This window comes from Cellulosimicrobium sp. SL-1 (assembly GCF_011033075.1).
GTDB classification, from domain to species: domain Bacteria; phylum Actinomycetota; class Actinomycetes; order Actinomycetales; family Cellulomonadaceae; genus Cellulosimicrobium; species Cellulosimicrobium funkei.
The window spans coordinates 100,938-127,513 of the sequence record NZ_JAACJC010000007.1 but is presented as its reverse complement, the minus strand read 5'-3'; the positions used below and the strand labels follow the sequence as shown (position 1 = coordinate 127,513).

Below are 26,576 nucleotides of genomic sequence, written 5' to 3'. Positions count from 1 at the left end.
CGGCGCTCACTGCCGCCCGAGCGCGCGGTACGTCCAGCCGGCGGCGCGCCACGCCCTCGCGTCGAGCGCGTTGCGCCCGTCGACGACGCGCGGAGCCGCGACGAGGCCGAACAGCTTTCCCGGGTCCAGCTCGCGGTACTCGCGCCACTCGGTGAGGACGAGCACGGCGTCCACGCCGTCCACCGCCTCCTCGACGGTCTCCGCGAAGCCCAGGGCGGGCGCCTTGGCCCGCGCGTTCGCGAGCGCGCGGGGGTCGGTGACGACGACGCGCGCGCTGCGCTGGTGGAGCCGCTCCGCCACGTCGAGCGCGGGCGAGTCGCGCACGTCGTCGCTGTCGGGCTTGAACGCCGCGCCCAGCACCGCGATGCGCGCGCCCGCGAGCGGGCGGCCGTCGAGGACGCCGACCGTGAGGTCGACCATCCGTTCGCGACGCCGGAGGTTGATCGAGTCGACCTCGCGCAGAAAGCTCACCGCCGGGTCGGCGTGGAGCTCCTCGGCGCGCGCCATGAACGCCCGGATGTCCTTCGGCAGGCAGCCCCCGCCGAAGCCGAGGCCCGCGTTGAGGAACCGGCGTCCGATGCGCTCGTCGAGCCCGATCGCGTCGGCGAGGAGGGTGACGTCTCCCCCGGCGACCTCGCAGAGCTCCGCCATCGCGTTGATGAACGAGATCTTCGTGGCGAGGAACGAGTTCGCCGCGACCTTGACGAGCTCCGCCGTCGCGCGGTCCACCACGAGACGCGGCGTGCCGTCCGCGAGCGCCGCGGCGTACACGGCGTCGAGCACCTCGGCGGCCCGTGCGCCCGCTGCGTCGTCGGGGACGCCGTACACGAGCCGGTCCGGCCGCAGCGTGTCCTGGACGGCGAAGCCCTCCCGCAGGAACTCCGGGTTCCAGACGAGCGTCGCGCCCGGCGCCGCCGCGGCGAGGTCCGCCGCCAGGCGTGTCGCGGTGCCGACGGGCACCGTGGACTTGCCCACCACGACCGCGTCTGCGGCCAGGTGCGGCAGCAGCGCGCTGAAGGCGGTGTCGACGTACGACAGGTCGGCGGCGTAGGAGTCGGCCCGCTGCGGCGTCCCGACGCACACGAAGTGCACCTCCGCGTCCGTGGCCTCGGCCACGTCGGTCGTGAAGGTCAGGCGCCCCGACGCGCGCGCCTCCGCGAGCAGCTCGTCGAGCGCGGGCTCGTAGAACGGCGCCCGCCCCTCGCGCAGCGACGCGACCTTCCGCGCGTCGACGTCCACCCCCACCACGTCGTGCCCCAGCCGGGCCATGCAGGCGGCGTGCACCGCGCCCAGGTACCCGCAACCGATCACCGAGATCCTCATGCCGTCCCCCCTGCTCGTCCCGCCGATGGCCGCGCGCGTCCGTCCCGCCGCCGGGCGACCGGGCCACGGCCCGCGGCCTGCACCTCACCGCCGCTCGCGCGGCAGCACCACCTCGTCGAAGGTCCCCGTCGCCGGGCGCGACCCGACCGCCACCGCCGCCTCGCTCCCGGGGCGCCCCGGGCCGAGGTCGGCCTGCGCGCCGTCGACGGCGGTCGCGACGCCCGTCGGCGGTGGGGCGGGCACCGCACCGCGCGTTGCCTCCGCGGCCGGAGCCCCGCCGGCCGGACCCTCCGAGGCGACGGGTGCCCACGGCCCCGTGCCGGTCGCGGGAGCCGCCTGCCGTGCCGCGCCGCGAGCGTGCCGGCTTCCCCGCACGGCCGACCGCCGTGCGGAGCGACCCTGCGAGGCCTCCCCCGCGGCGTCCGCCGTGTACTCGTAGTAGCCGTACTCGTACGGGCCCGCGCCCGGCCCCTTGACCGGCACGCGGTTCACCACGATGCCCAGCGGCCGCACACCCACCGTGCCGAGTGCCGACAGCGCAGTCTCGAGCTGGTTCCGGTGCACCGTGCCCGCGCCGACGACGACGATCGCTCCCCCGACCCCCTTCGCGAGGATGGCCGCGTCCGTGACCGGGAGAAGCGGGGGCGTGTCGACGACGATCACGTCGTACTCCGTCCGGAGCCGCTCCAGGAGCTGCGCCATGGGCTCGCCACCGAGCAGCTCGCTCGGGTTCGGCGGGATCTGGCCCGACGCGATGACGTCGAGGTTCCCGTTGCCCCACGGCTGGACCGCGTCCTCCACGGCGACCTTGCCGATGAGGATCGTCGTGAGCCCGACCGACCCCTCGATGCCCAGGTACCGGGCGACCGCGGGACGGCGCAGGTCGGCGTCGACGAGCACGACGCGCTGGCCGGCGTCCGCGAGGGTGATCGCGAGGTTGACGCTCGTGGTGGTCTTGCCCTCGCCGGGCAGCGCGGACGTCATGACGTACGTGCGCGCCGCCGGTCCGAGCTCGAGGAACTGCAGGTTGGTACGCAGCCGTCGGAACGCCTCGGCACGTACCGCCTGCGGCGACTCCTGCACGATGAGCGGGTGCTCCGGCGCGTCGGCCTCGTACCCGATGACGCCGAGCACCGGCGCGTCCGTCACGTCCTCGACGTCGGCGGTGGACCGGACGCGCGTGTCGAGCAGCTCGCGGACCACGGCCACCGCGACCCCGACCGCGAGGCCGATCACGAGCCCCAGCACGAGGTTGAGCCGCAGGTTCGGCGACGCGGGCGCCGTCGGCACGGACGCCGCCCTGACCGTGCTGATCTGCACCGGCGAGTCCCCGCCGCCGACCGGCGTCTCGAGCTCGGCGACGACCGAGGCGAGCGAGCGCGCGGTCGCGTTCGCGATCTCTGCCGCGAGCTGGGGCGACTCGTCGGTCGCGGTGACGTTGACGAGCGCCGTGTCGAGCGGCGAGTCCGCCTGCACGCGCTGGGCGAGGGACGCCGCGTCGTCCGCGAGCCCCAGCTCGTCGACGACGGGGTCCAGGACGCGCGGGCTCGTCACGAGCTCGATGTACGACTTCACCTGGCGCACCGTGAAGTTCGAGCCCTGGAGGAGGTCCGTCGTCGAGTCGGAGCCCTGCACGGACACGTAGACCTGGGACCGCGCGGAGTACGTCGGTGTGCTCAGCAACGAGTAGGCACCCGCGAGCACCAGTCCGAGCGCCGCCGCGACGGCGACCGTGACCCACCGCCTGCGCAGCAGGAGCAGGTAGTCCTTGAGCTCCATCGTCGTCCCCCTCACCGGCCCGCTCCCCCTGAGCGTCGACCCACGACCGCCCCAATCTCGCACAGCCCCTCGCCCGTCGCGAGCCTGGGCGCACCCGCGCCGGCGCGGGTCATCCGCGCACCAGCCCGGCCCGCTCGCGGTACCACGCCACGGTCCGTTCGAGGCCCTCGCGCAGCCCGGTGCGCGCCTCCCAGCCGGTCGCGCGCAGGCGCGACACGTCGAGCAGCTTCTGCGGCGTGCCGTCCGGCTTCGACGTGTCCCACCGGGTCTCGCCGTCGTAGCCGACGACGTCCGCGACCGCTGCCGCGATCTCTCGGATCGTCACGTCGTGGCCGGTACCCACGTTGACGTGCTCGGCGCCGTCGTAGTGCTCGAGGAGGTGCAGGCACGCGTCGGCCAGGTCGTCGCTGTGCAGGAGCTCGCGCCGGGGCGTCCCCGTCCCCCAGTTCGTCACCACGCGCGAGCCGTTGCGCACCGCCTCGTCGTAGCGCCGGATCAGCGCGGGCAGCACGTGGGAGCCCTGCGGGGAGAAGTTGTCACCCGGCCCGTAGAGGTTCGTCGGCATCGCGGAGATCCAGGGCAGGCCGTCCTGGCGGCGCACCGCCTGCACGTGCAGGATGCCCGCGATCTTCGCGATCGCGTACGCGTCGTTCGTCGGCTCGAGGTGCCCCGTGAGCAGCGACTCCTCGACGATCGGCTGGGGCGCGAGGCGCGGGTAGATGCACGACGACCCGAGGAAGAGCAGCCGCTCCACCCCGACCGCGCGCGCGGCGTCCAGGACGTTGACCTGGATGCGGACGTTCTCGGAGAGGAAGTCCACCGGGTGCGTCGCGTTCGCGAGGATCCCGCCCACCTTCGCCGCCGCGAGCACGACGTAGCGCGGCCGCTCGGCGCGGAAGAGCTCGAAGACGGCGTCGCGGTCGGTGAGGTCCAGCTCCGCCGACGTGCGGCCCACGAGCCGACCGAACCCCGCCGCCTCGAGGCGGCGCCAGACGGCGGAGCCGACGAGCCCACGGTGGCCCGCGACGTAGAAGACCGCGTCGCGGTCGAGCGGTCCGGGCTCGAAGGCCACCGGGTCCTGCGCGCTCACGCGGCGTCCCACGTCGCGAGCGCCACCTCGTCGATCCACGGCGAGCCCGCGTGGTCGAGCGCCTGCAGGTCGGCGTCCACCATGATCCGGGCGAGCTCGCGGCCGTCGACCGTGGCCTTCCACCCGAGGTCGGCGTGGGCCTTGCTCGGGTCGCCGACGAGCGCGTCGACCTCCGCCGGACGGAGGTAGCGCTCGTCGAACCGCACGTGCTGCTCCCAGTCGAGACCTGCGTGCGAGAACGACTCCTCGAGGAAGTCGCGCACCGTGAGGCCCGTCCCCGTGGCGAGCACGTAGTCGTCCGGCGTCTCGGCCTGCAGCATGCGCCACATGCCTTCGACGTACTCGGCCGCGTACCCCCAGTCGCGGACCGCGTCCAGGTTGCCCAGGTACAGGTGCTGCTGCCGGCCGGCCTTGATCGCGGCGACCGCGCGAGTGATCTTGCGTGTCACGAACGTCTCGCCGCGACGCGGGGACTCGTGGTTGAACAGGATCCCGTTGACCGCGAACATGCCGTACGCCTCGCGGTAGTTCTTCGTGATCCAGTAGGCGTAGAGCTTGGCCGCCGCGTACGGCGACCGCGGGTGGAACGGCGTCGTCTCGCCCTGCGGCGGCGGGGTGGACCCGAACAGCTCGGACGACGACGCCTGGTAGTAGCGCGTGTCCACGCCCGCGAGCCGCACCGCCTCGAGCAGCCGGATCGCGCCCGTCCCGGTCGTGTCCGCGGTGTGCTCGGGCTCGTCGAACGACACCCGCACGTGGGACTGCGCCGCGAGGTTGTAGACCTCGTCGGGACGGATCTGGGAGAGGAGCGTGACGAGCCGGGCGCCGTCGGACAGGTCCGCGTAGTGCAGGAAGAGGCGCGCGCCCTCCTCGTGCGGGTCCTGGTAGAGGTGGTCGATCCGTGCCGTGTTGAACGTCGAGGCGCGGCGGATCAGGCCGTGCACCTCGTAGCCCTTGCGGAGCAGGAGCTCCGCCAGGTAGGAGCCGTCCTGTCCGGTGATGCCCGAGATGAGTGCCTTTTTCATGGTTCCCCCCGTGTGGTGTGCGGCGGCGCGGCGGCCGATGGCTACGTGCGGGCGACGTCCGGGGCACGGGGAGCGCCGTCGGCCGCCCGTGCGGTGCCGCGAGCCCCGGTGCCCGCGGTCGCGGTGGTCGTCGCGGTGGCGAGGGCAGCGGTGGCCGTCGCGTCCGTCGCGACCGCGCTCGTGCGCGGCTCCGGGACCGGGCGGCGGGCGGTCGCGGCGAGGACCGCCGCGAACGCGTCGACCGCCGCGCCCTCCGTGAGCCTCTCGTCGCGGTATCGACGACCCGCGGCCCCGAGACGGTCCCGCCGTGCTGGGTCGGCCGCGAGCACGAGCGCGGCGTCGAGGAGCGCCTGCGGGTCCTCCGGGTCGACCCGGACGCCCCCGCCGGACGCGCGCATCTCCACCGCGGTCGTCGAACGCTCGGACGACGCGGCGAGCACGGGTCGCGCCGCGTGGAAGTAGGACGTGAGCTTGCTCGGTACGGACATCTCCGCGAGCCCGGCGAGCTCGTTGACCAGCAGCACGTCCGCAGCACGGAGCGCGGCACGGAACTGCGTGTCGGGCAGGGGGTCGAGGAACTGCAGGCTGCGGACACCTGCCCCGGCGGCCTCGAGGGCGGCCCGCCGGCTCCCGTCCCCCAGGAGCACGAAACGCACCGCAGCCCCCTGCGCGTCGGCGCGGCGCGCCGCCTCGACCACGTTCTCGAGCCCCTGCTTCACCCCCTGGTTCCCCGCGTGCAGCACGACGGTCTCGTCCTGGGCCCACCCGTGGGCCGCGCGCACGGCCGGTCGCTCCGCAGGCTCCACGTCGTCCGCGAGGTGGGTCCAGTTGCGCACGACGCGCAGGGCAGCGGCGTCGACACCGAGCGACTCGCGGAGGTGGCGCGCGAAGCTCTCGTGGATGGCGACCACGCCGTCCGCACCGCGGGCGGTGAACCGCTCGACGGCGCTCACCGCCCGCGCAGCGAGACCCGAGGCCGTACCGGTCTCCGCGACGCCGAGCGAGTAGAGGTCCTGGGTCCACAGGACAGCCCCCGGGAGCGCCGTCCTCCGCGCGCGGCGGGGGGCCAGGGCACGGCCGGCCCGCAGGCGCAGCATCGCGACGGCCGCCGCGAACAGCGAGGGCGAGACGAGCAGGACGACGTCGGCGTCGGGCCAGCGGACCGCGGCAGACCGCACCCCGAAGCTCAGCTCGGCGAGCAGACGGCGCGCCGAGGTCGGCGACCGCGGGACGTAGTGCCGCAGGCGCAGCACGTCGACGCCGTCGATGCGCTCTCGGCGCGCCCACCCTCGATCACCCTCGCGCACGCGCCACTGCGGGTAGTGGGGGTAGGTCGTCACGACGCGCACCCGAGCGCCGCGCGCGACGAGCGCACGGCTCAGCGCCGACGTGTAGGGCGCATTTCCGGTAGGTTCAGGGGCATAGTTGGCGCCGATCACCAGGATGCGCGTTCCCGAGATGCTCACGCACTCACGATAACGACGTTCGGGCACATTCGCTGGGGGGCAGATGACAGCACAGGAAGAACGCGACGGAATTCGGGTCGTACCGCTCTCGGAGGCACCCGGGGAAAAGACGTCCTGGGGTCGCCCGGGCGCGCTCGTGTATCTCTGGGGTGCGGCCGAGCTGCTGTTCGTCTCGAACCCGTGGCAGATCAGCTCGCGCCTGCGCGTCGCGGTGCTGCGCGCCTTCGGTGCCCACATCGGCGAGGGGGTCGTCTTCCGCCCTCGTACGCGCGTGCGATTCCCATGGAAGATTCATGTCGGAGCAAATTGTTGGATCGGTGAAGGTGTCTGGATCCACAACCAGGACGACGTCTGGATCGGGCACGACGCCGTGCTGTCCCAGGACACCCTCGTCACCACCGGCAGCCACCGACACCGGACGGACATGGGGCTGGTGACGGCCCCGGTGCACGTCGGTCCGGGCGCGTGGGTCACGGCGCGGTGCGTCGTCCTCGGAGGCACGCGGATCGGGCGCTCCGCGCTCGTCACACCGGGGTCCGTCGTCCGTGGCGAGGTGCCCGACGGCGGGGTCTGGGACGGGCGGTCGCTCTCCGACCGCACACGGTTCTGACGTGCCGCCCCGCCTGCGCGTCCTGCACGTCGCCACGCTCCTGACGCCCGACGGCGCCTACGGCGGCCCGGTCCGCGTCGCGACGAACCAGGTCCGCTCCCTGCGCGCGCGGGGCCACGACGCGGTCCTGGTCGCCGCGGCGTCCGGCTTCGACCGCCTCCCGACGACGTGGGACGGCGTGCCCGTCGTCACCTTCCCCGCGGTGCGGGCCGTCCCGGGCACCGGCTTCGCGGGGCTCGCCGCTCCGGCGATGGTGCGGTGGATCCGCACCCACGGTGCGCGCGCCGACGTCGCCCACGTCCATCTCGCACGCGACCTCGTCACCCTGCCGGCGGCCGCCGCCTGGAGCCGCTCGGGCAAGCCGTTCGTGACGCAGACGCACGGCATGGTCATGCCGTCCGGGCACCCGTTCGCCGCACCCCTCGACGCCGTCCTCACCCGTCGCGTCGTCGCCCGGGCGTCCACGAGCTTCGCGCTCACCCCCGTCGAGGAAGCCGGCCTGCGCACGCTCTTCGGCCGCGCGGCGACCGTGCGCCGGCTCGTCAACGGAGTGCCTCTGCCCGCCGAGGGGGTGCCGCTCGCGGACCCGCGCCACCCGGAGGTCCTGTTCCTCGCGCGGCTGCACGCGCGCAAGCGCCCCCTGGCCTTCGTGGAGGCCGCGGCTCGTCTCGCAGCCCGCTTTCCCACGGCGCGGTTCACCCTCGTCGGGCCCGACGAGGGTCAGGCCGCGGCGGTGCGCGAGCGGATCGCCGACCTGCCCGGCGACGCTCGCGCCCGGGTGACGTGGGAGGGCGCGCTGCCCCCCGAGCGGACGGCGCGACGCCTCGCCCGGTCCGCGCTGTACGTCCTGCCGTCGGTCGACGAGCCGTTCCCCATGAGCGTGCTCGAGGCGATGTCGTGCGGGGTCCCGGTCGTCGTCACGCGGTCGTGCGGTCTGGCGGCGCCCGTCGAGCGTGCGGGCGCCGGGGCGGTCGTCGGCGAGGACGTCGACGACCTCGTCGCCGCGGTGGCGGCGTTCCTCGAGGACCCGGCCCACCGCCGGGCGACGGGCGTGCGGGCCCGCGAGCTCGTCCGCGAGGACTACTCGATGGAGACCGTGGCCGAGGAGCTGGAGCAGGCCTACACGCGGTGAGCCTCGCGACCCGGGCGGTCCCCCGGCGCGAGCACGGCAGCCGCGGCGACGAGGGCGACCGGGACCCACAGGTAGCGGTTGTACAGGCTGGGGGCCGTGGCGCTGAAGACGAGCGCCGTGACCCCCACCGCGAGGACCCGGACCTGGATCGGCGTCCGAGGCACGGCCCGCACGGCCCTGACGACCGCGACGACGAGGCAGCCGAGCAGTCCGAGGGCGAAGACCGCGCCGCCCTGGTACAGCGCCGCGACCGGCAGGCTGTGCACGCCGAGCGTCTCGACCACCAGGGAGGACCGCGCGTCCAGGCCCGCTCCGGTGAACGGTTCCTCCAGGAAGCCGCGCCAACCGAGCACGATGGTGTCCCACCGCGACGCGGACGTGTTGAGCGACGCATCCCCGCCGGAGAGCCCGAGCACCTGCTTGACACGCTCGGCGGGGCGCAGCGCACCCTGCGTCTCCCCGAGGACGCCACCCGCCAACCACAGCGCCGCGCCCGCGACGACCGCAGCGACGGCGACCCGTCCGAGCGGGATCCCGCGCAGGACGAGGAGCGTCGCGCTCCCGAGGACGGCCGCCAGCATGCCGCTCACGCTGCCGCTGAGGACGAGCCCGACGATCCCCGAGAGCGCCACGCCCACGAGCAGGAGCCGTTGCAGGCGCCCCAGGCCGCGCGTCAGCCCGGACAGGCCGATCACCACGGCGAGCGACGCGACGGCACCCGTGTCGCTCACGTGCCCGGTGAACCCCGTGTAGCGCCCGGCCGTCGTGACGACGCCGCCCGGGATCGCCCCGGGCCCGAGCGCGTACTGCACGAGCGTGCCGAGCGAGCAGACAGCGGCTCCGACGCCGAACGCGACGAGCCCGCGGCGCAGGCGTCGCTCGTCGTCGAGCAGGACCGCGAGCTGCCACGGGAGCGCCAGGGCGACGTAGAGCACCCGCAGCAGGCTGACGAGGCTCTCCACGGGCGCCGGCGATCCCGCGGTCGCGAGGCAGCCCCCGACGACGAGCAGGAGGCACGCGGGCAGCGCCCACGCGCCGTACGGATGAGGCGTCGGCGGCCGCCCCACCGCCGCAAGGCACAGCGCGAGGCTCGCGAGCAGGACGACGTCCCCCGCCGTGACTCCGACGCCCACCCGCAGGACCAGCAGGGAGACGAGGACGAGCCCGCAGTACAGCAGCACGCGTGCCAGCGCCAGCACGGGGTCGCGCGAGCCCCCACGGCTCTCCGCCACGCTGCCGCCGGGGCGCCCGGATCCGCCCGTCTGCCCGGAGGAGCCCCGGCCGCCGGCGCGGTCCTCGACGCGACCAGGCCGCACCGCGGCTCCTTGCGGCCGGACAGCGCGAGCCATCGAACGGTCATGCACAGTCCATCACCTGTCCTCGTGTCACGTCCCGCACCGGCCCCGCCGAGCGCCCCACGAAGCGGCCGCGGGCGGCCTCCCCTGCGTGCGGACGGCGTACCGTCCCGCTGTCGGGAACAGGCTCCGTGACCTCGCGTGCCGCACCCGCGCGAGAATGCGTGGAAGCGCTTCGTACGCATTTCCACCGCCGCGCCGGAAAATACCTGCGCATCGACTTCTCGCCACCCCCTGGAACGCACTTCACACCGCCGCCCCGCGGTACGTCCGGACCGCGGCGGGAAGGAAGAACGCGACGTATCCCGCGCCTCCGAGGACAAACCCGAGGACGAGGCTCGAGAAAGGCCCCCCGGCCAGGTATCCGAGCACGAACCCGCACCATGTCACGGCGACCATCCCCACCCGTGCCCGGGTCACGACGGACTGCGCCTTGAAGATCCGCATGACCACGAGGTGCGGTCCGACGAGGCCGCCGCAGGCCGCGAAGCAACCCACCGCAGCGAGCGCGACGGCCAGCTCCCCGCGCTCGATGCCCGACGGGTGCACCGCCCCGGCTGCGGCGACGACGACCAGCGCGACTCCGAGCACCGTCGCGCCCCCCGCGGAGAGGAGGCCGAGACGTCGTGCGCGCCGGACGAGCGTGGCGTCGTCGGGCCGGTCGGCCGTGCCGACCGCGTCCGAGAGCAGGTTCAGCGCGACCGCGGCGAAGAGGACGTTCACGGGACCGTAGAGCGTCTGGCTGAGCCGGAACGCACCGATGCTCGCGCTCACGGAGAGCGCCCCGAGCACCAGGAGCGGCACCGTCGTCGCGAGCTGCGCGACGAGGAACTCGTACGCCTGGGAGCGCGCCCGGGCCCCGTACCCCGCGTACCGCGAGTACCGGTCCACGCGTCGGGCGGCCAGCGCGAGCGGGACTGCCGCGACGGCGTAGGCCGCGCACCACACCGCGTAGAAGGCCACGAGCGGCTGCGAGGAGCCGCTGACGAGGAGGACCGCGGGCACGAGCAGGAGACGGACCCCGTCCGAGAGCGCGACCGCGCCGTTGCGGCCCTGACCGATGCACCGGAACCGCAGCCAGTCCTGCACGACGGGCGCGACGCTGAGGGACCCCAGCGCGACCGCTCCGCCGGCACCGAGCGCGGTCACGGCGAGGTCCGCCGCGGCGACCAGGACCGCGACCGCCCCCGCCGCGACGACGACGTAGCGGGTCGGGACCACGGCGTGCGGGTCCGTGCGCCGCTCGATGAGCGCGGGCTGGAAGAGGCCGCTGCGCACCAGGCCCGTACCGACGTTCAGCACCAGCAGCGCGAGGCTGAAGCTCGTGAACTCGGCGGGCTCCATGTGCCACGCGCCCAGGAGCACGACGAACGCGCCCGCGGCGCTGGCCGCCGCCTGGGAGAGGACGAGCGGGCGGGTCAGGGCCGTCGCCGGGGCCGCGAGCGAGCGGCGCAGCACGTCAGGAGGGGTCATGCGTCAGCCTCACGAGCCTGCTCCCCGCGAGGAGCGCGCCGAGGCGCGGCGCGAGCGGGGCCCCGCGCCGCCAGTACACGACGCCGATCCCGGTGTTGAGGACGGTCCGCCGCCACCGCCAGGGCATGACGAGCCGCCCGAGCCGAGCCGCGGCGTCGGAGCGGCGGTCCGTAACGCTGAACCGCAGGTGCGTGGCCACGGGGTCCAGGCCCGCGGCCACCGCGTCGTGCCACCCCTGCTCGTCGGTGACGAGCACGTAGTCGGCGGCACGGTCCGCGCGAGCGGCGGCGTGCCCGGGGACGGACAGCACGGCCGTCGCCTCCGGCCGACGCCCCGTCACGACCCGATCCCCCATCGTGCACGCCAGGAGTCGACGGCGTCCCGTGGCACGTCGATGCGGACCACCTCGCCCGACCGCAGGTCCTCCCGGTAGCGCCGCGCCGCGTTCCGCGACGGCGCGCGCAGCCCGACGGACCGCGCGATCTCCCGTGCGCGGTTGTCGATGGACAGGACGAGCGTGGGCACGCCCCGCTGCATCGCCCGGATACCGCCGTGGAGCCGCAGGCCCACGTACGCGGTCCCCGGCTCGTCGAGCACCGCGTCGAAGTCCTCGAGGCGGGGGCCGAGCATCGTGCCCGTCCCGCCACGGACGCCGTCCACGTACTCGCGGTCGCCCGGGCCCTGCGGCCAGAAGAGGAGCTCGTCGAACCGCTCGGCGAGCGCGTGCACCAGCCTCCTGTCCGCCAGCGGGTCCTGGCTGTAGTCGGTGAACGTGACCACGACCCGCCGCTCGTCGGACGGGAGCGTCTGCTTCTCCACGCCCCAGAGCGTCGGACAGCTCGTGTGGACGGCCGGCACGCGCGCGCGGCGGAGCCGGGCGAGCGAGTACTCGTCGCGCACCGCCCACGGCACGTCACCGGCGAGCGAGCGCAGCCACGCGGCCGAGACCGGGTCGATCCCGGCCCGCTGGTACTGCCACCAGCCGACGCCGAGGAACGTCAGCCGACCTCGGCACAGGTCGACGTCGTCGGCCGGCCAGTGCCACGCGCGGCGGAACCGCATGTGGTCGGAGAGGAGGTTCGTCCCGCACGCGATCACGGAGCGCGCGTGCCGCAGGGCGGCCCGGTGCGCCGTGGTCAGCCGCCCGTGCATGGGCACGAGCTCGACCTCGTGGCCCTGCTCGCGCAGCGGCGTCACGAGCTCGGCGTCGACCGCCTCCGAGATGATCTGGTCGCCGACGTTCGTCGACGCCGCTCCTGGATCCACCACCACGATCATCGGACCGCTCCCTCCTCGACCCTGCTCAGCCAGTCGCCGTACCGAGCACCGACGCGGTCCCACGTCGCCGCGCGCTCGGTCCACTCCCGGGCGCGGCGGCCGAGGTCCCGGTTCTCGTCGACCTCCTGGAGCGGGCCCAGCAGGCCCCCAGGACGGTCGACGTGGGCGACGACGGCCACGCCCGCAGCGCGCAACGGCTCGGCCGCGTGGATCGTCGACGAGACCACGACGGGCACCCCCGCGGCGAGCATCTCGAGCACCGTGATGCTGCACGACTCCCAGCGCGACGGATGCAGGTACGCACGGCAGCCCGTGACGAGGAGCCACTTCTCCTCGCCCCGCGCGTTCCCGCGCAGCTCCACGCAGTCACCGAGCCCGAGGTCGCGGACCAGTCGAGCGGTCCGCTCACGACCGCCCCGGAAGTCGGGGCCCGCGAGCACGAGGCGCGGGCGCGGCGCGGGCAGCTCGGCCCAGCGGCGCAGGAGGTTGTCGATCCCCTTGTGGTCGGGGTCGTACCGTCCCATCCAGAAGAAGTAGTCGCCCCCGCCCACCCACCGGGGCACCTCGGCCGGGGACGGTGCGCCGTTGGGCAGCACGAGCGTGTTCCCGGACCGGCCGCCCGCCACGCCGTCCGCGAGCGGGCCCTCGGACGCGTAGAAGACGTGCAGCCAGTCGGCCCGACGCACGACGGAGGCCTCCGCGGCCCGTCGCGCGCCGGCGAGGTCGCGCAGGCGCGTCGTGACGCCCGGCTCGTAGACGCCGTGCGGCATGAGCACGACGACGGCACCGCGCGCCCGGGCGCTGCGCGCCGCCGCGACGTTGCTCAGGACCCAGCCCTCGTGGAGGTAGAGGACGTCCCCCTCGCCGACCTCGCCGGCGAGGCCGGTCGGCACCCAGCTCGTGCGTCCGCGCCCCACGTGGGAGACGGTCCGGACGCACCCCCGCAGGTCGGTGGGCAGCTCGCGCGGGTCGGGGACGCTCGCGCACAGGACCACGGCCTCCCGGCCCGCCCGGTGGGCCTGCCGTACCCAGTTCTCGATCGACTCGGTCACGCCCGACGGGTGGGCCAGGAACCTGGCGTAGTAGTGCACGACCCTCATGCCGCCTCCATCACGACCGCGTGCACCGCGCGGACGATCCGCTCGGCCGCCGCCTCCGTCGACGGCACCTCGCCGTCGGTGCGCGGGCGACGGTCCTGTGCCGTGAGACGCAGCCAGGCGTCCGCGAGGTCGGTGGGCGTCGCGGGGACCGTGAAGAGGTCGGAGCCCTCGGTGAGGTACTCGATCTCCGGTGCGTGCCGCCCGGCGTCGCTCGTGAGCACCGGCAGGCCCAGCACCAGGGCGTCGACCGCGACGAGCCCGACCCGTCCCGGGTTGAGCAGCACCCGCGACACGGCCGCCGCGCGCGCCGTCCCCCGCGCGTCGACCTGCCCCAGCAGGACGACGCGTCCGGTCTCGGCGGCCAGGCCCTCGAACAGGCCCCGGGCGGGCCCGTCGCCGGCCACGAGCAGCCAGGCTGCCGGGTCGCGCCGGAGCACGGTCCGGGCGGTCTGGACGACCAGCTCCGGCAGCTTGTGCTCGTTCAGCGCACCGAGCAGGAGCGCGGCGCGCGCGTCCGCCGGCAGACCCACGGCCGCCCGGTACGCGTCGACCGCTCCCGCGTCGAGCGCGTCCCGCTCGCGGCGGAGGGTCCGGGTGTCCGTGCTGTTCCCGAACGAGGTCACCCGGTCGGCCGGCACGCGGGCCGTCTCGACGACGTGCCGCCTGCCCGCGTCGGTGTAGGTGAGCACGTGCCGCGCCCGGCGGTTCAGCCACGCCTCCCAGCGCTCCGCGAGGCCCACCTCGTCCGCCGTGTAGGACGCGCCGTGGCCCCACGTCACATACGGCCTCCCGCGGAGCGCCGCCGAGAGCGCGTCCAGGTTGCCCGCCTGCATCTCGGTGACGAGCACGGCGTCGCGCCACTCCGGCGGGACGACACGGCGGAGCAGATGCCGGCCGCCTCTCCCGACCCGCACGGTGCGCACCGGCACCTCCGTCGCCCAGGGTGGCTCGACCAGGTCGCCGCGCTCTCGACGGCGCCGCATCTGCTCGACGTCGCCGCCGTAGAAGACGTGCGTGTCCACCCGGACCTCGGCGAGGCCCTCGACCACGAGGCCGAGCAGCCTCTCGCGGTAGGCGGGGACGTACGGCTGCGTGATGACGACCCGCCGGCTAGTAGGCGCCGTCACGACCCACCACCGCCCGCAGCGTCCGCAGCAGGATGAGCAGGTCTCCCGTCACCGTCCAGTTCTCCACGTAGTAGAGATCGAGCCGGACGCTCTCCTCCAGCGTGAGGTTGTTGCGCCCCGACACCTGCCACAGACCCGTGAGCCCCGGCTTGACCAGCAGCCGACGGCCGATCTCGTCGTCGTACTGGTCGACCTCGAGCGCGATCTGCGGGCGCGGTCCGACGAGGCTCATGGACCCGCCCAGCACGTTGAACAGCTGCGGGAGCTCGTCGATTGAGTAGCGGCGGATGAACGCGCCGACCCGGGTCACGCGCGGGTCCTGCCTGGGCTTGTAGAACACCCCGACCGTGTCGGCCCCGAGGACGTCCCCGAGGTGCTCCTCGGCGTCGACGACCATCGAGCGGAACTTGAGCACCGTGAAGGGCTCGCCGCGCAGCCCGACCCGCTCCTGGGTGAACAGCACCGGTCCGCGGCTCGTGAGCCGGACCGCGACCGCCGTGAGGAGCAGCGGCACGGAGAACAGCACGATGAGGCAGAGCGCCCCGACCACGTCGAAAGCACGCTTCAGCACGTGCTGCGGACCGGAGTATCCGGGCGCCTCGACGTGGAGCAGCGGAAGCCCCGCCACGGGGCGCGTCCGGATACGCGGGCCTGCGACGTCCGTGAGCGCGGGGGCGAGCACGAGGTCGGCACCCCAGGGCTCGAGGTCCCACGCGAGGCGCTTGACGGTCCGGGGCGTGACGAGGTCGGACCCGGTGACCATGACCGTGTCGGCACGGAGCGGCTCGACGAGACGGGCGGTGTCGGACACCTCTCCGACGACGGGCACGCCCGCCACCCTCTCGTGCGGCTCGACGGGTCCGCCGGGCACGCAGGCGCCGACGACCTCGTACCCGCTGTCCGCGGCCTCGCGCAGCCGCTCGACGAGGTGCGCGGCGCCGTCGCGGCCACCGACCACGAGGCTCCGGGAGCGGCAGCGGCCACGCCGGCGCAGGCTCACGAGCCGGCGCCGTACCGCCCAGCGGCCCAGCACGAGGAGCACCAGGCCGACGGGGAGCGCGATCGCGACGTAGCCGCGGGCGAGGTCGTAGCGCAACAAGTAGGCCGCGATCGCGACGACTCCGAACACGGCGACGGTCGTGTTGACGACGCGCGCGTACTCCGGCGCCCCCGAGCCCAGGCTGCGGCTGTCCCGGGAGAACGCCGCCCGCAGCGCGCACCACCAGCCGACCAGCAGGCCGACCGAGATGGCGAGGTACCGGAGGTCCAGCACCGTCCCGTCGATCCCGTCGAACCGGACGAGATAGGCGGTCGCGATCGCCGCCGAGATGGCGAGCGCGTCGACCGCCGCCACGCGGCGAGACAGCCGCGCCTTCCAGCCCGGGCGTCGGTACGCGCCCAGGGCGATCCGGACGAGCTGCCCGGTGTCGAACGCCGGCACGTCTGCGGGCGTGCCCGCACCCTCCCGGTCGACCGTGCCGATCTCGTGGTCCTTCTCCAACGTCATGGTGCCCCCTGCGACGTCCTGGCGGCGCACGCGAGGTCCGACGGCGCGGCTGCCCGGGGGCGCGCTCGCGCCACCGTCCAAGCGGTGGCCTGGCGAGTGTCTCCGTCGCGGACCGGGACGTCTTCGTCACGGCGACGGCCGGTCGTCGGACGACCGGGGTGGTCCGAGGGAGTGCCCGCCGGAGCGGGCACCCCCGTCAGGCCTGGGTGCCGGTGGACCGGCGGCGGTTCCGCGCGACGACGACCGCGGTCGCGCCGCCGGCGACGAGGAGCGCTGCTCCGCCGAGGAGCAGCACGTCGTCGGAACCGGTCTGCGCGAGCCCGCCGCCCCCCGAGGTGGAGCCGCTGCCCGCGGAGCCACCGGCCGCGCCGGAGCCCGAGCCGCTCCCGCTGCCCGCGCCGTCCGCCGGGACGGCGACGATCTGCTGGCTGGAGAGCACCGTGCCGTCCGCGTCGGTCGCCACGAGGGAGTAGGTGCCCGGCTGCGACAGAGTGACCTCGAAGGAGGCGAACCCGTCGGTGGTGCTCTTCGTGAGCGCCTTCGTGCCCGCGATGGTGATCGCGCCGTCCGGGACGTCGGGCGACGAGATCGTCAGCGTGATCGTCGGGTTCCCGGCCGGGCCGCCCACCGTGACGGTGAACGACTCCCCGACGGCGGGTGTGGTGGTGGAGACGCCCACCTCGTACTCGTCGGCCTCGTAGGCGTTCGCGACGGCCGGAGCCGCGGCGAGCGCGGCGGCGAGGACGAGCGTGGTCGCGGCGTATCGGATCTTCATGTCAGAGGCCCCCTGCCCTGTCGACTGGTGCGGGAGCCTGACGTGGACGTCGTCACCGCGCCGTCCGTGCGCACGGGCCCCCGCCGTGTGCCTCTCCAGAAGAACACACCTCACGGGCACCCGGTAGCGGAGACGGCCGTTGTCTCATGCCTGGCACCAGGAGTTTTCCTCAAGGAAACATCACCGCGCTGGTTCCGACCGCTCACGACCTCGTACGCGTAGGTCGCCGACCCCCCGGGGGCGAGCGCGACGGTCCGGCCTCCGACCACGAGGCCGTCGTGCACCTGGGCGAAGAGCCCGGGGTCGCCGTCGGCGCCGGACGACCCGCGGATCCCTCCGCCGGCCGGCGCGTAGACGAGGAGGTTGGTGCGGATCGTCCCGTCGCCGCCCGCGCCCAGGACGTACTCCGGGAGCTCGGCCGCCGCGTCCGCGGAGAGGGTCGACGTGAGCGTGACGCGGAGCGTGAACGCCTGGGAGCCGTCGGGCCGGCAGGTCACGTCGTCGAGCGCGACGCTCGAGTCTAGGTAGTACCCGGTCTTCGACGCCGTCGTCGCGTTGAGGTAGACGCCCACCACCGGGGAGGTCGGCTCACCGCCGGCCGCGGGGCGCCGGCCCAGCAGCTCGCCGGAGAGCACCGTCCCCGAGAGACGCTCCTGCTCCGGGCTGCGCGCGGACCAGACGAGCAGCCGACCCTCCCGGGCCGACTGCGCGAGCGTCTCGACGACCCGCGCGGGGTCTGCGGTGCCCGCGGTGAGCGCGGCGAACACCTGTCGCGCCACGAGCCCCAGCACCTGGTCCTGTTCTGCCGGGTCCTCGTAGTCCCGGTAGACGCCGTTGAGGAGGTAGCCCGCGGCGTCGTCCCCCGTGAGGCGCAGCTCCTCTCCCCCCGGCGTCGTGACGACGACGGGCCCGACCGCGCCCAGCACACCGGCGAGCGCGACGGGGTCGACGGCCAGCACGCCGTCGACGTCCTCACCGGTGTGGCGGGCCCACGCCTCGCGCGCGACGCGCGCCGCGCGGGGGTAGTCGGGCGTCGAGGTGACGTTGAGCATGTACCGGCCGAGGTCGTCGCCGAACAGGGCCGCCTCCGCGCCGCTCAGCTCGACGACGCTCTGGTCCGTACCGAGGTCGCTCCCCGCACGGACGTCCACGAGCTCGACGCCGCCCGACTCCGCACGGAGGTGGAGCACCGAGCCCGCGATCCCGCCGGTCGCGCGCGGTTCCGCGTTGTTCTGCACGAGCACGAGATAGTCGCGGGCGCCGTCGGCCCCGAGCATCGGCGGGACGAGCTCGACCGCGCGCGCGGCGGTCGCCGTCTGCGAGGCGACGTCCCCGAGCTCGTCGCGGAGGTCGTCCACGGCCGACGCGAGCGGGCCCACGAGCGTCGACGTGTCGATGCTCGCGACGCTCGCGAACGACGCCGCGACCGCCCGGTCGGCCGCCACGACGCCGTCGCGCGCCTCGACGAGCGGGGCGAGGTCGACGGCACCGCCCGACGGCGCGACGACCGCAGGCGACGCGATCGCCACGGCGTCGGCGAGCCGCGGCAGCGCGTCCTGCGCGACCCGGTCGACGGCGCTCGTCACGTCCCCCAGGGCGCGCGCGTCGTCGCCGACGAACGGCAGGGCGCGCGCCACCACCCAGGGTGGGCCGTGCGTCGCGGCGGCCGCGACGGCCGCGGACCGACGCACCTCGTCGACGGACCGGCCGGCGTCCTCCCCGGCGCGCACCTGCTCCTGGAGACCCGGGAGCCGGGCCGCGACGTCCTCGAGCGCGGCACGGGCGCGCAGCACGTCCGCGACGAGCCAGGCGAGCCAGACGAGGGCCAGCACCACCACGAGCGCCACGACCGCGGCCACCCGTCGTCGGGTCCGCCGGGACGGCCGTCGCCCGGTCGACGCCCGTCGCGCGGGTCGTCCGCGCTCGGCCACCGGGGCCTCGTCGGACGCGACCACCGTCGCCGCCCCGGACCAGCCCGGGCCCCACCCGTCGTGCACCATGCCGCCCCCCGCGACTCGCCCCCGATGACGACCCCGTCACGGGGCCGTCGCCCGCGCTACATTACCCAGACCCTCGACCGCAGGAAGGATGAACGGTGCTCTCGGTCCTCGTCGTCTGCACCGGCAACATCTGCCGGTCTCCCGCGGCCCAGCTCCTGCTTACCGCTGCGCTCGACGGCTCCGTCGACGTCGCCAGCGCCGGCACCGCCGCGGTCGTCGGTGCCCCGGTCGCCCCTCCCGTGGCGCGCCTGTTGGAGGACCGTGGCCTGGACCCCTCGGGGTTCGTGGCCCGCCCCCTCGACACCGCACTGGTGGCGTCCGCGGACCTGGTGCTCGCGATGACCCGCCGTCACCGGGCCGCCGTGCTCGAAATGGCGCCGTCGGCGTTGCGCAGGTCGCTGCTGTTCACGGAGCTCTCGGCGCTCGCGGAGCGCGTGGGCCCGTGGCCCGGCCGGGCGGACGACGCCGAGCGGCTCACCGAGGTGCTCGGCGTCGCGCCGCGCGCACGAGCGGGAGTCGACCTCACGCGAGAGGCGCCCGACGTGGAGGACCCGTACGGGCGCCCCGAGGAGGTCCACCGACGGGTCGTGGACCGCATCGGCGCGGACATCGCCCGGCTCGTCGCCGCGCTGCGGCGGTGACCGGTCCTCCTCCTTGCCCCCTGCGCACGGAGGAGGACCGTCCGTCCTCACGGTCTCCGGAGCACCGTGAGGACGACCGCCACGACCGTTCCTCGCCGACCGCGGCCGAGGCGGTCCGGGCGCTGCCGGCGAGGACACCGTCGCTGCTGCGGGGACGCCTGCGGGCCGCTGCCCGCACCGGGTCCCGCGAGCACTGTGCACCGCTGCGGGGATCGGTGCAGGCTGGACGCTCGACCAGGATCCGGCGGCTTGCGCGGTTCGGACCGGGATGCGTGCTTTTCGAGCACCCTTCGTCCGGTTTCATCCGGTGCGCGTGTGCCATGGGAACGCTCACATAGTGAGATCGGGCAGGGCTTCACCCGCCCCTCGTGTCGTCCCGCACGGGCTCGGCGGTCTCCGCGAGGTCCCGCGCCGCGGGCCCTATCCGGTACCGGCGGTCCTCACCCTGCACGAGCCACCGGTGGGCGACCAAGGTCTGGGCGATGCGGAACGCGCCCGGACGGCTCACCCCGAGAGACGCGGCCAGCTCGGCGAGGCGCAGCGCGCCCGCCGCGGCGACCAGCTCGACGGTGCGCACCGCACGCGACACGGAGGCCAGGACGTACGTTCCCCTGCTCGACATGCCTCGAACCCTAGGAGGCATCGTCCCGGCTCGCACCGGGCGAGGGACCTCGACGTCGGCGCTACCGTGCTGGCCCGCGAACGCGAACCGGTCGAGGATGGGCCCGGACCCGCACCGTGCACGCCGGAGGACGAACACCGTGGACCTCTCACCCGCGAACCGAGGACGACGCCCCACCGCGCGACGGCGCCCCGCGCCGACGCTCGCGGCCCTCGGCCTGGCGACGACGTGGCTCCTCGCCGGGTGCTCCTCCGGCCAGGACGTCTGGGCGGAGGCGATGGAGGACGTCGACGGCGTCGTGTCGGTGGAGTACCTGTCCCGGGACAACCAGCTCGTCGGACCCGACGACCACGAGATGACCGTCCGGCTCGAGGACGACCTCGACGTGGAGCAGGTGCGCCGGATCGCCGAGGCGAGCTGCGCGCGCGACGCACCTCTCACGCGCCTCACGCTCACCACCGCGGCGCCGGACACCGACGGGGCCGGGTCGGTGACCCTCCAGAACGCGGCGCCGTACGACAGCGCGTGCCTCGCCGAGGAGACGGTGGCCGGGTTCGCCGCCGCGAGCACCGCGATGGGTCGTCTGCTGCCGGGGTACGACGGCGACTTCTCCTCGCCGGGGTTCACGGCGGGAGCGGCGCCCTCCCCCGACGACCCCGACCGCGCGCTCGTCGTCGTGACGACGTCCGCCGAGCGCGCCCGCCTGCTCGACGCGCTCCGCGCGCTCCACGACGAGGGCGCGGCGCTGCCGCTCCGTTACGTGGGGTGGTGGGACGAGGACCGCGACCCGGGCACCTCGGCGACGAGACCTCTGGAGGCAGACCTCTCGCCCGACGCGGACATGGCGGTCCTGGCACCGTTGATCAGCGGGGCGTTCGAGCTCGGCGTGGACGACGTCGAGGTCACGGACCGCGCGATCACCGTCACCCCGCCGCCCGGCGCCGTCCCGGACGCCGCCGCGTGGCAGCACCTGGCCGACCAGGCCGCGGGAGCCGGCGTCGGGCTGGAGGTCGGGACGCCGAGCGAGCCGGACGCCACGACCGGCTGACTCCGGACGACCGCCGCCGGCCCGGGACCCGCGAGGGCTCAGCACGCGGCGACCCTTCCGAGGCGCTGCAGCACGGCGGGGGCGGACGGGTCCCGACGCCTCGGGCCGCCGGCGCACCCGGGACACGAAAGAGGCCGCCTCCGCGGGTGCGGGGACGGCCTTTGCTCGGTGGGCGATACTGGGTTCGAACCAGTGACCTCTTCGGTGTGAACGAAGCGCGCTACCACTGCGCCAATCGCCCGAGTGCGTGGTCGATACTAGCCTGAAACGGACCGGATCGAAAAACCGGCCGCCCTCACGGGTCGAGACGCTCGCGACGACGCCGCTCGAACAGGTCTCGCGCCGCCACGGAGAGCTCCCCTGCGGCCACGTCCGCGCCGTCGAGCCAGGTCACCGGCTGGACGTTGCGCACGGAGCCGGTGAGCAGCAGCGCCGACTCCCCCGCGGTCACCTCGTCGAGCACGGCGAACGGGAGCTCGCCGGGACGCGCCTCGCGCACGGGCAGACCGTCCTCCGCCGCCCACTCGAGCAGCAGCTCGCGCGTGATGCCCGCGAGGCAGCCCGAGGACAGGGGCGGGGTGACGAGCTCGCCCCCGCGCTCGACGAAGACGTTCGCCCCGGTGCCCTCGCACAGGTCGCCGGCCGTGTTCGCGAGGAGCGCCTCGTCGCCGCCCTTGCGCACGGCGTCGGCGAGCGCCACGACGTTCTCCGCGTACGACGTCGTCTTGAGCCCGGCGACGGCGGAGCGCTCGTTCCGCGTCCAGGGCGACCGCACCGCACGGCCGGCGGGACGGATGACCGCCGGGCCGACCGCGACGACGACGGTCTGCTCGCCGGGGGTGCGCCCGGACCCGAGCGGCCCGACGCCGGCCGTCACCGTGATGCGCAGCCGGCCCACCGGCCCCGCGCCGGCGCGCGTGCGCGCGTCGGCCTCGGCGAGCACCGCCTCGACGCCGTCGAGCACGCGGCGCTCGTCCGGCGCGTCGAGGCCGAGCCCGGCGGCGGACCGCGCGAGCCGGCGCAGGTGGCGCGTGAGCGCGAAGGCGCGCCCTTCGAACACGGCGCACGTCTCGAACACGCCGTCCCCGACGGTCACGCCGTGGTCGACCGCGCTGAGCGCGACCTCGCCGGGCGCCACGAGGCGCCCGTCGGCCCAGATCACGAGGTTCTCGGTCGTGCTCGCGGACGTCGGTGTCATGGCGGCAGGGGTGCTCATGGCTCCAGTGTGCCCGAGGCGAGGCCGACGAGGCGGCGCGCCTTGAGCTCGGTCTCCTCCCACTCGCGCGCGGGGTCGCTCCCCCAGGTGATCCCGGCGCCCGTGCCGAAGCGCAGGACGCCGTCGGACCACCAGAAGGTGCGGATCCCGACGGCGAGCACGGCCTCGTCGCCGTCGACCCAGCCGACGGCGCCGCAGTAGGGGCCGCGCGGCACGGGCTCCAGCGCGTCGATGATCCGCAGCGCGGACGACTTGGGCGCCCCGGACACCGACGCCGGCGGGAAGGTGGCCTCGAGCAGCGCGGGCCACAGCGCGGCCGACCCCGCGAGCCCGGCGCGCAGGCGTCCTGTCACCGTGCTCACGAGATGCACGAGACCCGGGTGCTGCTCGAGCGCGAGGAGGTCCGTGACCTCGACGGTCCCCGGGTCGCACACGCGCTGGAGGTCGTTGCGCACGAGGTCGGTGATCATCACGTTCTCGGCCCGGTCCTTGGCCGTGAGCCCCGCGGGGGTGGGCGCGGTGCCCTTGATGGGCCCGGACGTCACCGTGCCCCCCGCGACCCGGAGGTACAGCTCGGGCGAGGCGCTGACGACCCACACCGGGTCGACGCCGGACCCCGCCGGCACGTGCAGGACGCCCCCGTAGGGAGCGGGGTTGCCCCGGGCGAGACGACGCGCGAGGGCCCGGGCGTCGGGCTCGCCGCCACCCGGGCCGACGAGCGGGGCCGCCAGCACGCGGCAGACGTTCACCTGGTAGACCTCGCCCTCCCGGACCTCGTCGCGCACGTGCGCGACGGCGGCCTCGTAGCCGGCCCGGTCCAGGGAGCTGCGCCACGCGGTCGGTTCCGGCCCGCGCCACGGGGCGGCCCGGGCTCCCGCGGGCGTCGCCGCGTCCAGGTCCGACGGGGCGAGCCGCTCGGCGAACCGCCACGCGCGCGCCCGGCCGCCGCGGGCGGGGTCGTCGAAGTCGGCGACCACGAACCACGGCCCGTCGTCGGCCAGCCGCTCCGGCTCGCGCCGGAGGTCGACGCACTCGAGCACGCCGCTCGCGGCGCGCCCGGCGAAGCGAGCGAACCCCGGCGCGGGTGTTCTCCCAGGTCCTGGCACGGGACCACGCTACCCACGGCGCACCCTCCGCCCGGACCCCGGCCCCCGAGCACCGACCGCGGGCTCGGCGGGGCCGGTTGGACGTCGGACGCGAACGTGGACTAATGTCTGGGACGCGCCGGAACGCCGGAGGGCCGGGGGAAACGCTCCCCGAAGCTCCAGGGTCCGGCCGCGCGGATGTGGCTCAGTTGGTAGAGCATCACCTTGCCAAGGTGAGGGTCGCGGGTTCGAGTCCCGTCATCCGCTCGGAGGCCCACCCTCCTGCCGCCCTCGTGGTGGCGGAGGGCAGGTCGCGGTGGAGTGGCCGAGAGGCGAGGCAGCGGCCTGCAAAGCCGTATACGTGGGTTCGAATCCCATCTCCACCTCGCAAACAGCACCACCCCTCTGGGGCGATTGGCGCAGCGGTAGCGCGCTTCCCTGACACGGAAGAGGTCACTGGTTCGATCCCAGTATCGCCCACGAGCACGACGTGAGAGGCCGCCCCGGCACCGTCCGGAGCGGCCTCTCTCGCGCCGACCATCACCTGGACCGGATGCACGGGTCCGGCCGGAAGTCGGCTAGTATGTGCTTCGCGCCGATCACTACGGGGCTCGTGAGAGCCCCCGACGGACCGGCCGCGCGGATGTGGCTCAGTTGGTAGAGCATCACCTTGCCAAGGTGAGGGTCGCGGGTTCGAGTCCCGTCATCCGCTCGGAGGCCCACTCTCTGGCCCGCTCCCCCGGGAGCATGAGAGGACGCGTCTCAAGGTGGAGTGGCCGAGAGGCGAGGCAGCGGCCTGCAAAGCCGTATACGTGGGTTCGAATCCCATCTCCACCTCGTATGCAGCACCCGGGCGATTGGCGCAGCGGTAGCGCGCTTCCCTGACACGGAAGAGGTCACTGGTTCGATCCCAGTATCGCCCACCACTCGAAGGCCGTCCCGGCGCCGGGGCGGCCTTCGTCGTCTACTCTCGGCCCATGCCCGACCAGCGCCCCGCCCACGACGTCCTGCCGCTCGGCGCGGCCCCGCGTCCCACGACCGCCCCCGAGCTGCTCGCACGCCTGCGGCCGGCGGTCCTCGACACGCTGGGCCCCGAGGTCGAGGGCACGGCGGCCGTCCGGCTCGACGCCGATCTCGAGGGCCCGGACGTGTCTCGCCTCGACGTCGACCTCACGGGCGTCCGGGTCCGCCTCGGAGCGGACCGTCCCGCCTCCTCGTCCGGGCGCAGCACCTCCCCGACGGTCGACGTCGAGCACGTCCGCTCGCGCGAGGACGCGGTGGTGCGCCGGCTCCGGGTCGACGCGCACCCGCTCCTGGTCGACGACGTCCCCGTGGACGTCACGGCCGAGATCGAGGGGCTGCGCTTCCGCTGGGTCGAGGGCGCCGACGGGTCGCTCGCCGTCGAGGGCGTGGAGCCCGACGACGCCGCGCCCCTCGGCGGGCACGTCCGCGTCTCGGCACCGCGCGAGGCGGTCCTCGCCACCGCCCGGAGGATCGTCGCCACCGAGCTGCAGAACATCGGTCTCACGCTGGCCTCGCTCGACGTCGACCTCGTCGCGACGGGGCCGCGCACGGTGTCGCTCCAGGCGTTCGCCCGCGTGCGCAAAGGACTGCTCTCGGCGAGCGTGCGCGCGACCGGGACCGCCGAGGTCGACGCGCGCATGGTGCTCACCGTCCGCGACCTCGAGCTGTCGAGCCGCAACCCCGTCGTCGCGGCGCTGCTCGTGGTGGCCCGCGGCGAGCTGGCGAAGGTCGAGGGGCGCCACGTCGACCTCGCGGCCGACCTGCCGCCGGGGGTGCGGGTGGCGGACGTGCGGGTCGAGGCGGGCGAGCACCTCGCGGTGACGGCCCGGCTCGCCTGACCCCGGTCTCTTGTGGCGCTCCTCACACACACGTAGCGTCGAGGCATGTGCCGGAACATCACGACCCTGCGCGGCCTCGAACCGCCCGCGACCGACGAGGAGATCGAGGCGGCCGCGCGCCAGTTCGTCCGGAAGGTCACGGGCATCCAGCGCACGAGCGCCGCGACCGAGGAGCCGTTCGAGCGCGCGGTCGACGAGGTGACCGCGATCGTCGCGCGCCTGCTCGACGAGCTGCCCGAGCGCCGCAACCCGCCGACGACGGTCCCGCCCCTGCGGCGCGAGGAGGTCCGGGCGCGCATCGCCGCCCGCGAGGCCGCCGAGCGCGAGCACGAGCGGGCGCACGCGCTCGGGATCGCGCACACCCACTGAGGCGCGCCGCCACGGCGGGTGCGGCGGGGTCCCGACGGCGTCTAGGCTCGGAACCCGTGACCGACGCACCTGCCTCGCCCCCGCCCCAGGCACACCGGCCCGAGCCCGTGAGCGCGACCATGCGCCGGGCCAAGGCGGACGCGCGGTCGGAGCACGTGACGATCGGGCAGGTCCGCGAGGACGCCGCCGGGCGCGTCACCATCGACTGCTCGTGCGGCATGCCGCTCACCAACGGTCCCGACTGGACCGTCGACGAGCACATCCGCCTGCACCGGGCCGAGGCCCGCTACCTCGCCCTCAGCGCCGTCGCCCCCGCGGGGATGCCACGGCTCATCGCGGTCGACGCCGACCGCCTGCCGCGCGTCGACTGAGGGGCCGGGCGCGAACGTCCTAGAGCTCGTCCGGGTCGTCCCAGGACGTGCCCGACGACGCGCCGTCGATGGGCCGGCGCTCGTTCTCCGAGAGCGACTGCGGGGCCTTCGTCGCGTCTCCCCCGGTGAGCACGTCGCCGGACCCCTCTCCCTCGTCCTCGCGGCGCGGGGACAGCCGGGCGGACGCGATGTCGGACTGGTTGAGGTCGTCGCGGTGGTGTGCGTGGGTGCTCATGGCACGGGTCTACCAGGTCCGCCCGCGCGATGCACGACCGTCCGCCTCCGGGCGGGTCGGTGCGCCGCACGGGCGGGGCGACCACCA

General features: G+C 75.0%; 25 protein-coding genes and 7 tRNA genes. 13 read left to right on the top strand and 19 right to left on the bottom strand.

Translation table 11 applies throughout. The features are described 5' to 3' along the window. Positions 1–6: 6 nt before the first annotated feature. From GWJ10_RS12580 to GWJ10_RS12560, 5 genes are all read right to left on the bottom strand, one after another. Positions 7–1,323 (bottom strand): UDP-glucose/GDP-mannose dehydrogenase family protein, encoded by a 1,317-nt coding sequence (locus tag GWJ10_RS12580; RefSeq protein WP_163187814.1) that lies wholly within the window; start codon positions 1,321–1,323, stop codon positions 7–9. Between the two features lie 84 nt (positions 1,324–1,407). Next, positions 1,408–3,117, bottom strand: coding sequence for a polysaccharide biosynthesis tyrosine autokinase (locus tag GWJ10_RS12575; RefSeq protein ID WP_241005790.1), 1,710 nt, complete (start codon positions 3,115–3,117; stop codon positions 1,408–1,410). A 94-nt stretch (positions 3,118–3,211) separates the two neighbouring features. After that, positions 3,212–4,192, bottom strand: coding sequence for a GDP-L-fucose synthase (locus tag GWJ10_RS12570; protein WP_241005789.1), 981 nt, complete (start codon positions 4,190–4,192; stop codon positions 3,212–3,214). After that, positions 4,189–5,217: a GDP-mannose 4,6-dehydratase gene (gmd, locus tag GWJ10_RS12565; RefSeq protein WP_061267240.1), complete on the bottom strand. Its 1,029-nt coding sequence runs from the start codon at positions 5,215–5,217 to the stop codon at positions 4,189–4,191. The genes GWJ10_RS12570 and gmd overlap by 4 nt, the downstream gene beginning before the upstream one ends. Positions 5,218–5,258: 41 nt before the next feature. Continuing rightward, positions 5,259–6,683 (bottom strand): glycosyltransferase, encoded by a 1,425-nt coding sequence (locus tag GWJ10_RS12560; RefSeq protein ID WP_241005788.1) that lies wholly within the window; start codon positions 6,681–6,683, stop codon positions 5,259–5,261. Positions 6,684–6,819: 136 nt separating this feature from the next. Here GWJ10_RS12560 and GWJ10_RS12555 point away from each other — a divergent pair, with 136 nt between their 5' ends. Together GWJ10_RS12555 and GWJ10_RS12550 are read left to right on the top strand one after the other, a co-directional pair. Then, a complete protein-coding gene (locus GWJ10_RS12555; protein WP_009863918.1) occupies positions 6,820–7,293 on the top strand; it encodes a COG0110: Acetyltransferase (isoleucine patch superfamily) in 474 nt (157 codons plus the stop codon). 1 nt (position 7,294) lies between these two features. After that, on the top strand, positions 7,295–8,425 hold the full coding sequence (locus tag GWJ10_RS12550) for a glycosyltransferase (RefSeq protein WP_241005787.1): 1,131 nt from the start codon (positions 7,295–7,297) through the stop codon (positions 8,423–8,425). On the opposite strand, the gene GWJ10_RS12545 is transcribed toward GWJ10_RS12550, so the two are convergent. From GWJ10_RS12545 to GWJ10_RS12505, 9 genes are all read right to left on the bottom strand, one after another. Beyond that, positions 8,413–9,741 (bottom strand): hypothetical protein, encoded by a 1,329-nt coding sequence (locus tag GWJ10_RS12545; protein ID WP_163187812.1) that lies wholly within the window; start codon positions 9,739–9,741, stop codon positions 8,413–8,415. The two genes, GWJ10_RS12550 and GWJ10_RS12545, sit on opposite strands and share 13 nt — an antisense overlap. Before the next feature lie 285 nt (positions 9,742–10,026). Further along, positions 10,027–11,253: a hypothetical protein gene (locus GWJ10_RS12540; RefSeq protein WP_163187810.1), complete on the bottom strand. Its 1,227-nt coding sequence runs from the start codon at positions 11,251–11,253 to the stop codon at positions 10,027–10,029. Further along, on the bottom strand, positions 11,240–11,593 hold the full coding sequence (locus tag GWJ10_RS12535; protein WP_061267236.1) for a hypothetical protein: 354 nt from the start codon (positions 11,591–11,593) through the stop codon (positions 11,240–11,242). Before GWJ10_RS12535 ends, GWJ10_RS12540 begins: the two co-directional genes overlap by 14 nt. After that, positions 11,590–12,531: a polysaccharide pyruvyl transferase family protein gene (locus GWJ10_RS12530; RefSeq protein WP_061267235.1), complete on the bottom strand. Its 942-nt coding sequence runs from the start codon at positions 12,529–12,531 to the stop codon at positions 11,590–11,592. The genes GWJ10_RS12535 and GWJ10_RS12530 overlap by 4 nt, the downstream gene beginning before the upstream one ends. Further along, complete coding sequence (locus tag GWJ10_RS12525; RefSeq protein ID WP_163187808.1) at positions 12,528–13,631, bottom strand: glycosyltransferase; 1,104 nt, start codon at positions 13,629–13,631, stop codon at positions 12,528–12,530. The genes GWJ10_RS12530 and GWJ10_RS12525 overlap by 4 nt, the downstream gene beginning before the upstream one ends. Continuing rightward, positions 13,628–14,758, bottom strand: coding sequence for a glycosyltransferase (locus tag GWJ10_RS12520; RefSeq protein ID WP_163187806.1), 1,131 nt, complete (start codon positions 14,756–14,758; stop codon positions 13,628–13,630). The genes GWJ10_RS12525 and GWJ10_RS12520 overlap by 4 nt, the downstream gene beginning before the upstream one ends. Further along, entirely contained in the window at positions 14,742–16,265 is a 1,524-nt protein-coding gene (locus tag GWJ10_RS12515) for a sugar transferase (protein ID WP_163187804.1), read from the bottom strand. Before GWJ10_RS12515 ends, GWJ10_RS12520 begins: the two co-directional genes overlap by 17 nt. Positions 16,266–16,461: 196 nt before the next feature. Further along, positions 16,462–17,040, bottom strand: coding sequence for a hypothetical protein (locus GWJ10_RS12510; RefSeq protein ID WP_061267232.1), 579 nt, complete (start codon positions 17,038–17,040; stop codon positions 16,462–16,464). A gap of 110 nt (positions 17,041–17,150) precedes the next feature. After that, complete coding sequence (locus GWJ10_RS12505; RefSeq protein ID WP_163187802.1) at positions 17,151–18,899, bottom strand: DUF4012 domain-containing protein; 1,749 nt, start codon at positions 18,897–18,899, stop codon at positions 17,151–17,153. 236 nt (positions 18,900–19,135) lie between these two features. Here GWJ10_RS12505 and GWJ10_RS12500 point away from each other — a divergent pair, with 236 nt between their 5' ends. Further along, a complete protein-coding gene (locus GWJ10_RS12500; RefSeq protein ID WP_076404934.1) occupies positions 19,136–19,681 on the top strand; it encodes a hypothetical protein in 546 nt (181 codons plus the stop codon). Between the two features lie 355 nt (positions 19,682–20,036). Here GWJ10_RS12500 and GWJ10_RS12495 read toward each other — a convergent pair whose 3' ends face one another. Further along, positions 20,037–20,303 carry a helix-turn-helix domain-containing protein gene (locus GWJ10_RS12495; RefSeq protein ID WP_163187800.1) on the bottom strand — a complete coding sequence of 89 codons (267 nt, stop codon included), beginning with the start codon at positions 20,301–20,303 and terminating at the stop codon, positions 20,037–20,039. A 139-nt stretch (positions 20,304–20,442) separates the two neighbouring features. Between GWJ10_RS12495 and GWJ10_RS12490 the strand changes: the two genes are divergently transcribed. Beyond that, positions 20,443–21,351 carry a hypothetical protein gene (locus GWJ10_RS12490; RefSeq protein ID WP_163187798.1) on the top strand — a complete coding sequence of 303 codons (909 nt, stop codon included), beginning with the start codon at positions 20,443–20,445 and terminating at the stop codon, positions 21,349–21,351. Positions 21,352–21,520: 169 nt separating this feature from the next. Here the strand turns inward: GWJ10_RS12490 and GWJ10_RS12485 are convergent. From GWJ10_RS12485 to GWJ10_RS12475, 3 genes are all read right to left on the bottom strand, one after another. After that, positions 21,521–21,592, bottom strand: a tRNA-Val gene (locus GWJ10_RS12485). A gap of 54 nt (positions 21,593–21,646) precedes the next feature. After that, positions 21,647–22,567 carry an aminotransferase class IV gene (locus GWJ10_RS12480; RefSeq protein WP_240949322.1) on the bottom strand — a complete coding sequence of 307 codons (921 nt, stop codon included), beginning with the start codon at positions 22,565–22,567 and terminating at the stop codon, positions 21,647–21,649. Then, positions 22,564–23,673 carry an anthranilate synthase component I family protein gene (locus tag GWJ10_RS12475; RefSeq protein ID WP_163187796.1) on the bottom strand — a complete coding sequence of 370 codons (1,110 nt, stop codon included), beginning with the start codon at positions 23,671–23,673 and terminating at the stop codon, positions 22,564–22,566. Before GWJ10_RS12475 ends, GWJ10_RS12480 begins: the two co-directional genes overlap by 4 nt. A gap of 173 nt (positions 23,674–23,846) precedes the next feature. On the opposite strand from GWJ10_RS12475, the gene GWJ10_RS12470 reads away from it, so the two are divergent. The 9 genes from GWJ10_RS12470 (at position 23,847) to GWJ10_RS12430 (ending at position 26,254) form a co-directional block, all read left to right on the top strand. Continuing rightward, a tRNA-Gly gene (locus tag GWJ10_RS12470) sits at positions 23,847–23,919 on the top strand. A gap of 48 nt (positions 23,920–23,967) precedes the next feature. Next, positions 23,968–24,038: transfer RNA gene (locus GWJ10_RS12465), tRNA-Cys, on the top strand. 22 nt (positions 24,039–24,060) lie between these two features. Further along, positions 24,061–24,132, top strand: a tRNA-Val gene (locus tag GWJ10_RS12460). 159 nt (positions 24,133–24,291) lie between these two features. Continuing rightward, positions 24,292–24,364: transfer RNA gene (locus GWJ10_RS12455), tRNA-Gly, on the top strand. Positions 24,365–24,418: 54 nt separating this feature from the next. After that, positions 24,419–24,489 (top strand) — tRNA-Cys (locus GWJ10_RS12450). 14 nt (positions 24,490–24,503) lie between these two features. Further along, positions 24,504–24,578: transfer RNA gene (locus GWJ10_RS12445), tRNA-Val, on the top strand. A 51-nt stretch (positions 24,579–24,629) separates the two neighbouring features. Further along, positions 24,630–25,514: a hypothetical protein gene (locus tag GWJ10_RS12440; RefSeq protein ID WP_163187794.1), complete on the top strand. Its 885-nt coding sequence runs from the start codon at positions 24,630–24,632 to the stop codon at positions 25,512–25,514. Positions 25,515–25,559: 45 nt separating this feature from the next. Beyond that, positions 25,560–25,883 carry a DUF2277 domain-containing protein gene (locus tag GWJ10_RS12435; protein WP_034653086.1) on the top strand — a complete coding sequence of 108 codons (324 nt, stop codon included), beginning with the start codon at positions 25,560–25,562 and terminating at the stop codon, positions 25,881–25,883. Between the two features lie 56 nt (positions 25,884–25,939). Continuing rightward, complete coding sequence (locus tag GWJ10_RS12430; RefSeq protein WP_306303318.1) at positions 25,940–26,254, top strand: hypothetical protein; 315 nt, start codon at positions 25,940–25,942, stop codon at positions 26,252–26,254. A 19-nt stretch (positions 26,255–26,273) separates the two neighbouring features. Here GWJ10_RS12430 and GWJ10_RS12425 read toward each other — a convergent pair whose 3' ends face one another. Then, complete coding sequence (locus GWJ10_RS12425; RefSeq protein WP_021482368.1) at positions 26,274–26,489, bottom strand: hypothetical protein; 216 nt, start codon at positions 26,487–26,489, stop codon at positions 26,274–26,276. Positions 26,490–26,576: the final 87 nt, after the last annotated feature.

Bases quoted from the DNA above. Each gene is read 5' to 3' on its own strand.
- GWJ10_RS12580 (WP_163187814.1), bottom strand. From the start codon at position 1,323: ATGAGGATCTCGGTGATCGGTTGCGGGTACCTGGGCGCGGTGCACGCC.
- gmd (WP_061267240.1), bottom strand. From the start codon at position 5,217: ATGAAAAAGGCACTCATCTCGGGCATCACCGGACAGGACGGCTCCTAC.
- GWJ10_RS12540 (WP_163187810.1), bottom strand. From the start codon at position 11,253: ATGACCCCTCCTGACGTGCTGCGCCGCTCGCTCGCGGCCCCGGCGACG.
- GWJ10_RS12530 (WP_061267235.1), bottom strand. From the start codon at position 12,531: ATGATCGTGGTGGTGGATCCAGGAGCGGCGTCGACGAACGTCGGCGAC.
- GWJ10_RS12525 (WP_163187808.1), bottom strand. From the start codon at position 13,631: ATGAGGGTCGTGCACTACTACGCCAGGTTCCTGGCCCACCCGTCGGGC.
- GWJ10_RS12515 (WP_163187804.1), bottom strand. From the start codon at position 16,265: ATGACGTTGGAGAAGGACCACGAGATCGGCACGGTCGACCGGGAGGGT.
- GWJ10_RS12510 (WP_061267232.1), bottom strand. From the start codon at position 17,040: ATGAAGATCCGATACGCCGCGACCACGCTCGTCCTCGCCGCCGCGCTC.
- GWJ10_RS12495 (WP_163187800.1), bottom strand. From the start codon at position 20,303: ATGTCGAGCAGGGGAACGTACGTCCTGGCCTCCGTGTCGCGTGCGGTG.
- GWJ10_RS12480 (WP_240949322.1), bottom strand. From the start codon at position 22,567: ATGAGCACCCCTGCCGCCATGACACCGACGTCCGCGAGCACGACCGAG.
- GWJ10_RS12440 (WP_163187794.1), top strand. From the start codon at position 24,630: ATGCCCGACCAGCGCCCCGCCCACGACGTCCTGCCGCTCGGCGCGGCC.
- GWJ10_RS12435 (WP_034653086.1), top strand. From the start codon at position 25,560: ATGTGCCGGAACATCACGACCCTGCGCGGCCTCGAACCGCCCGCGACC.
- GWJ10_RS12425 (WP_021482368.1), bottom strand. From the start codon at position 26,489: ATGAGCACCCACGCACACCACCGCGACGACCTCAACCAGTCCGACATC.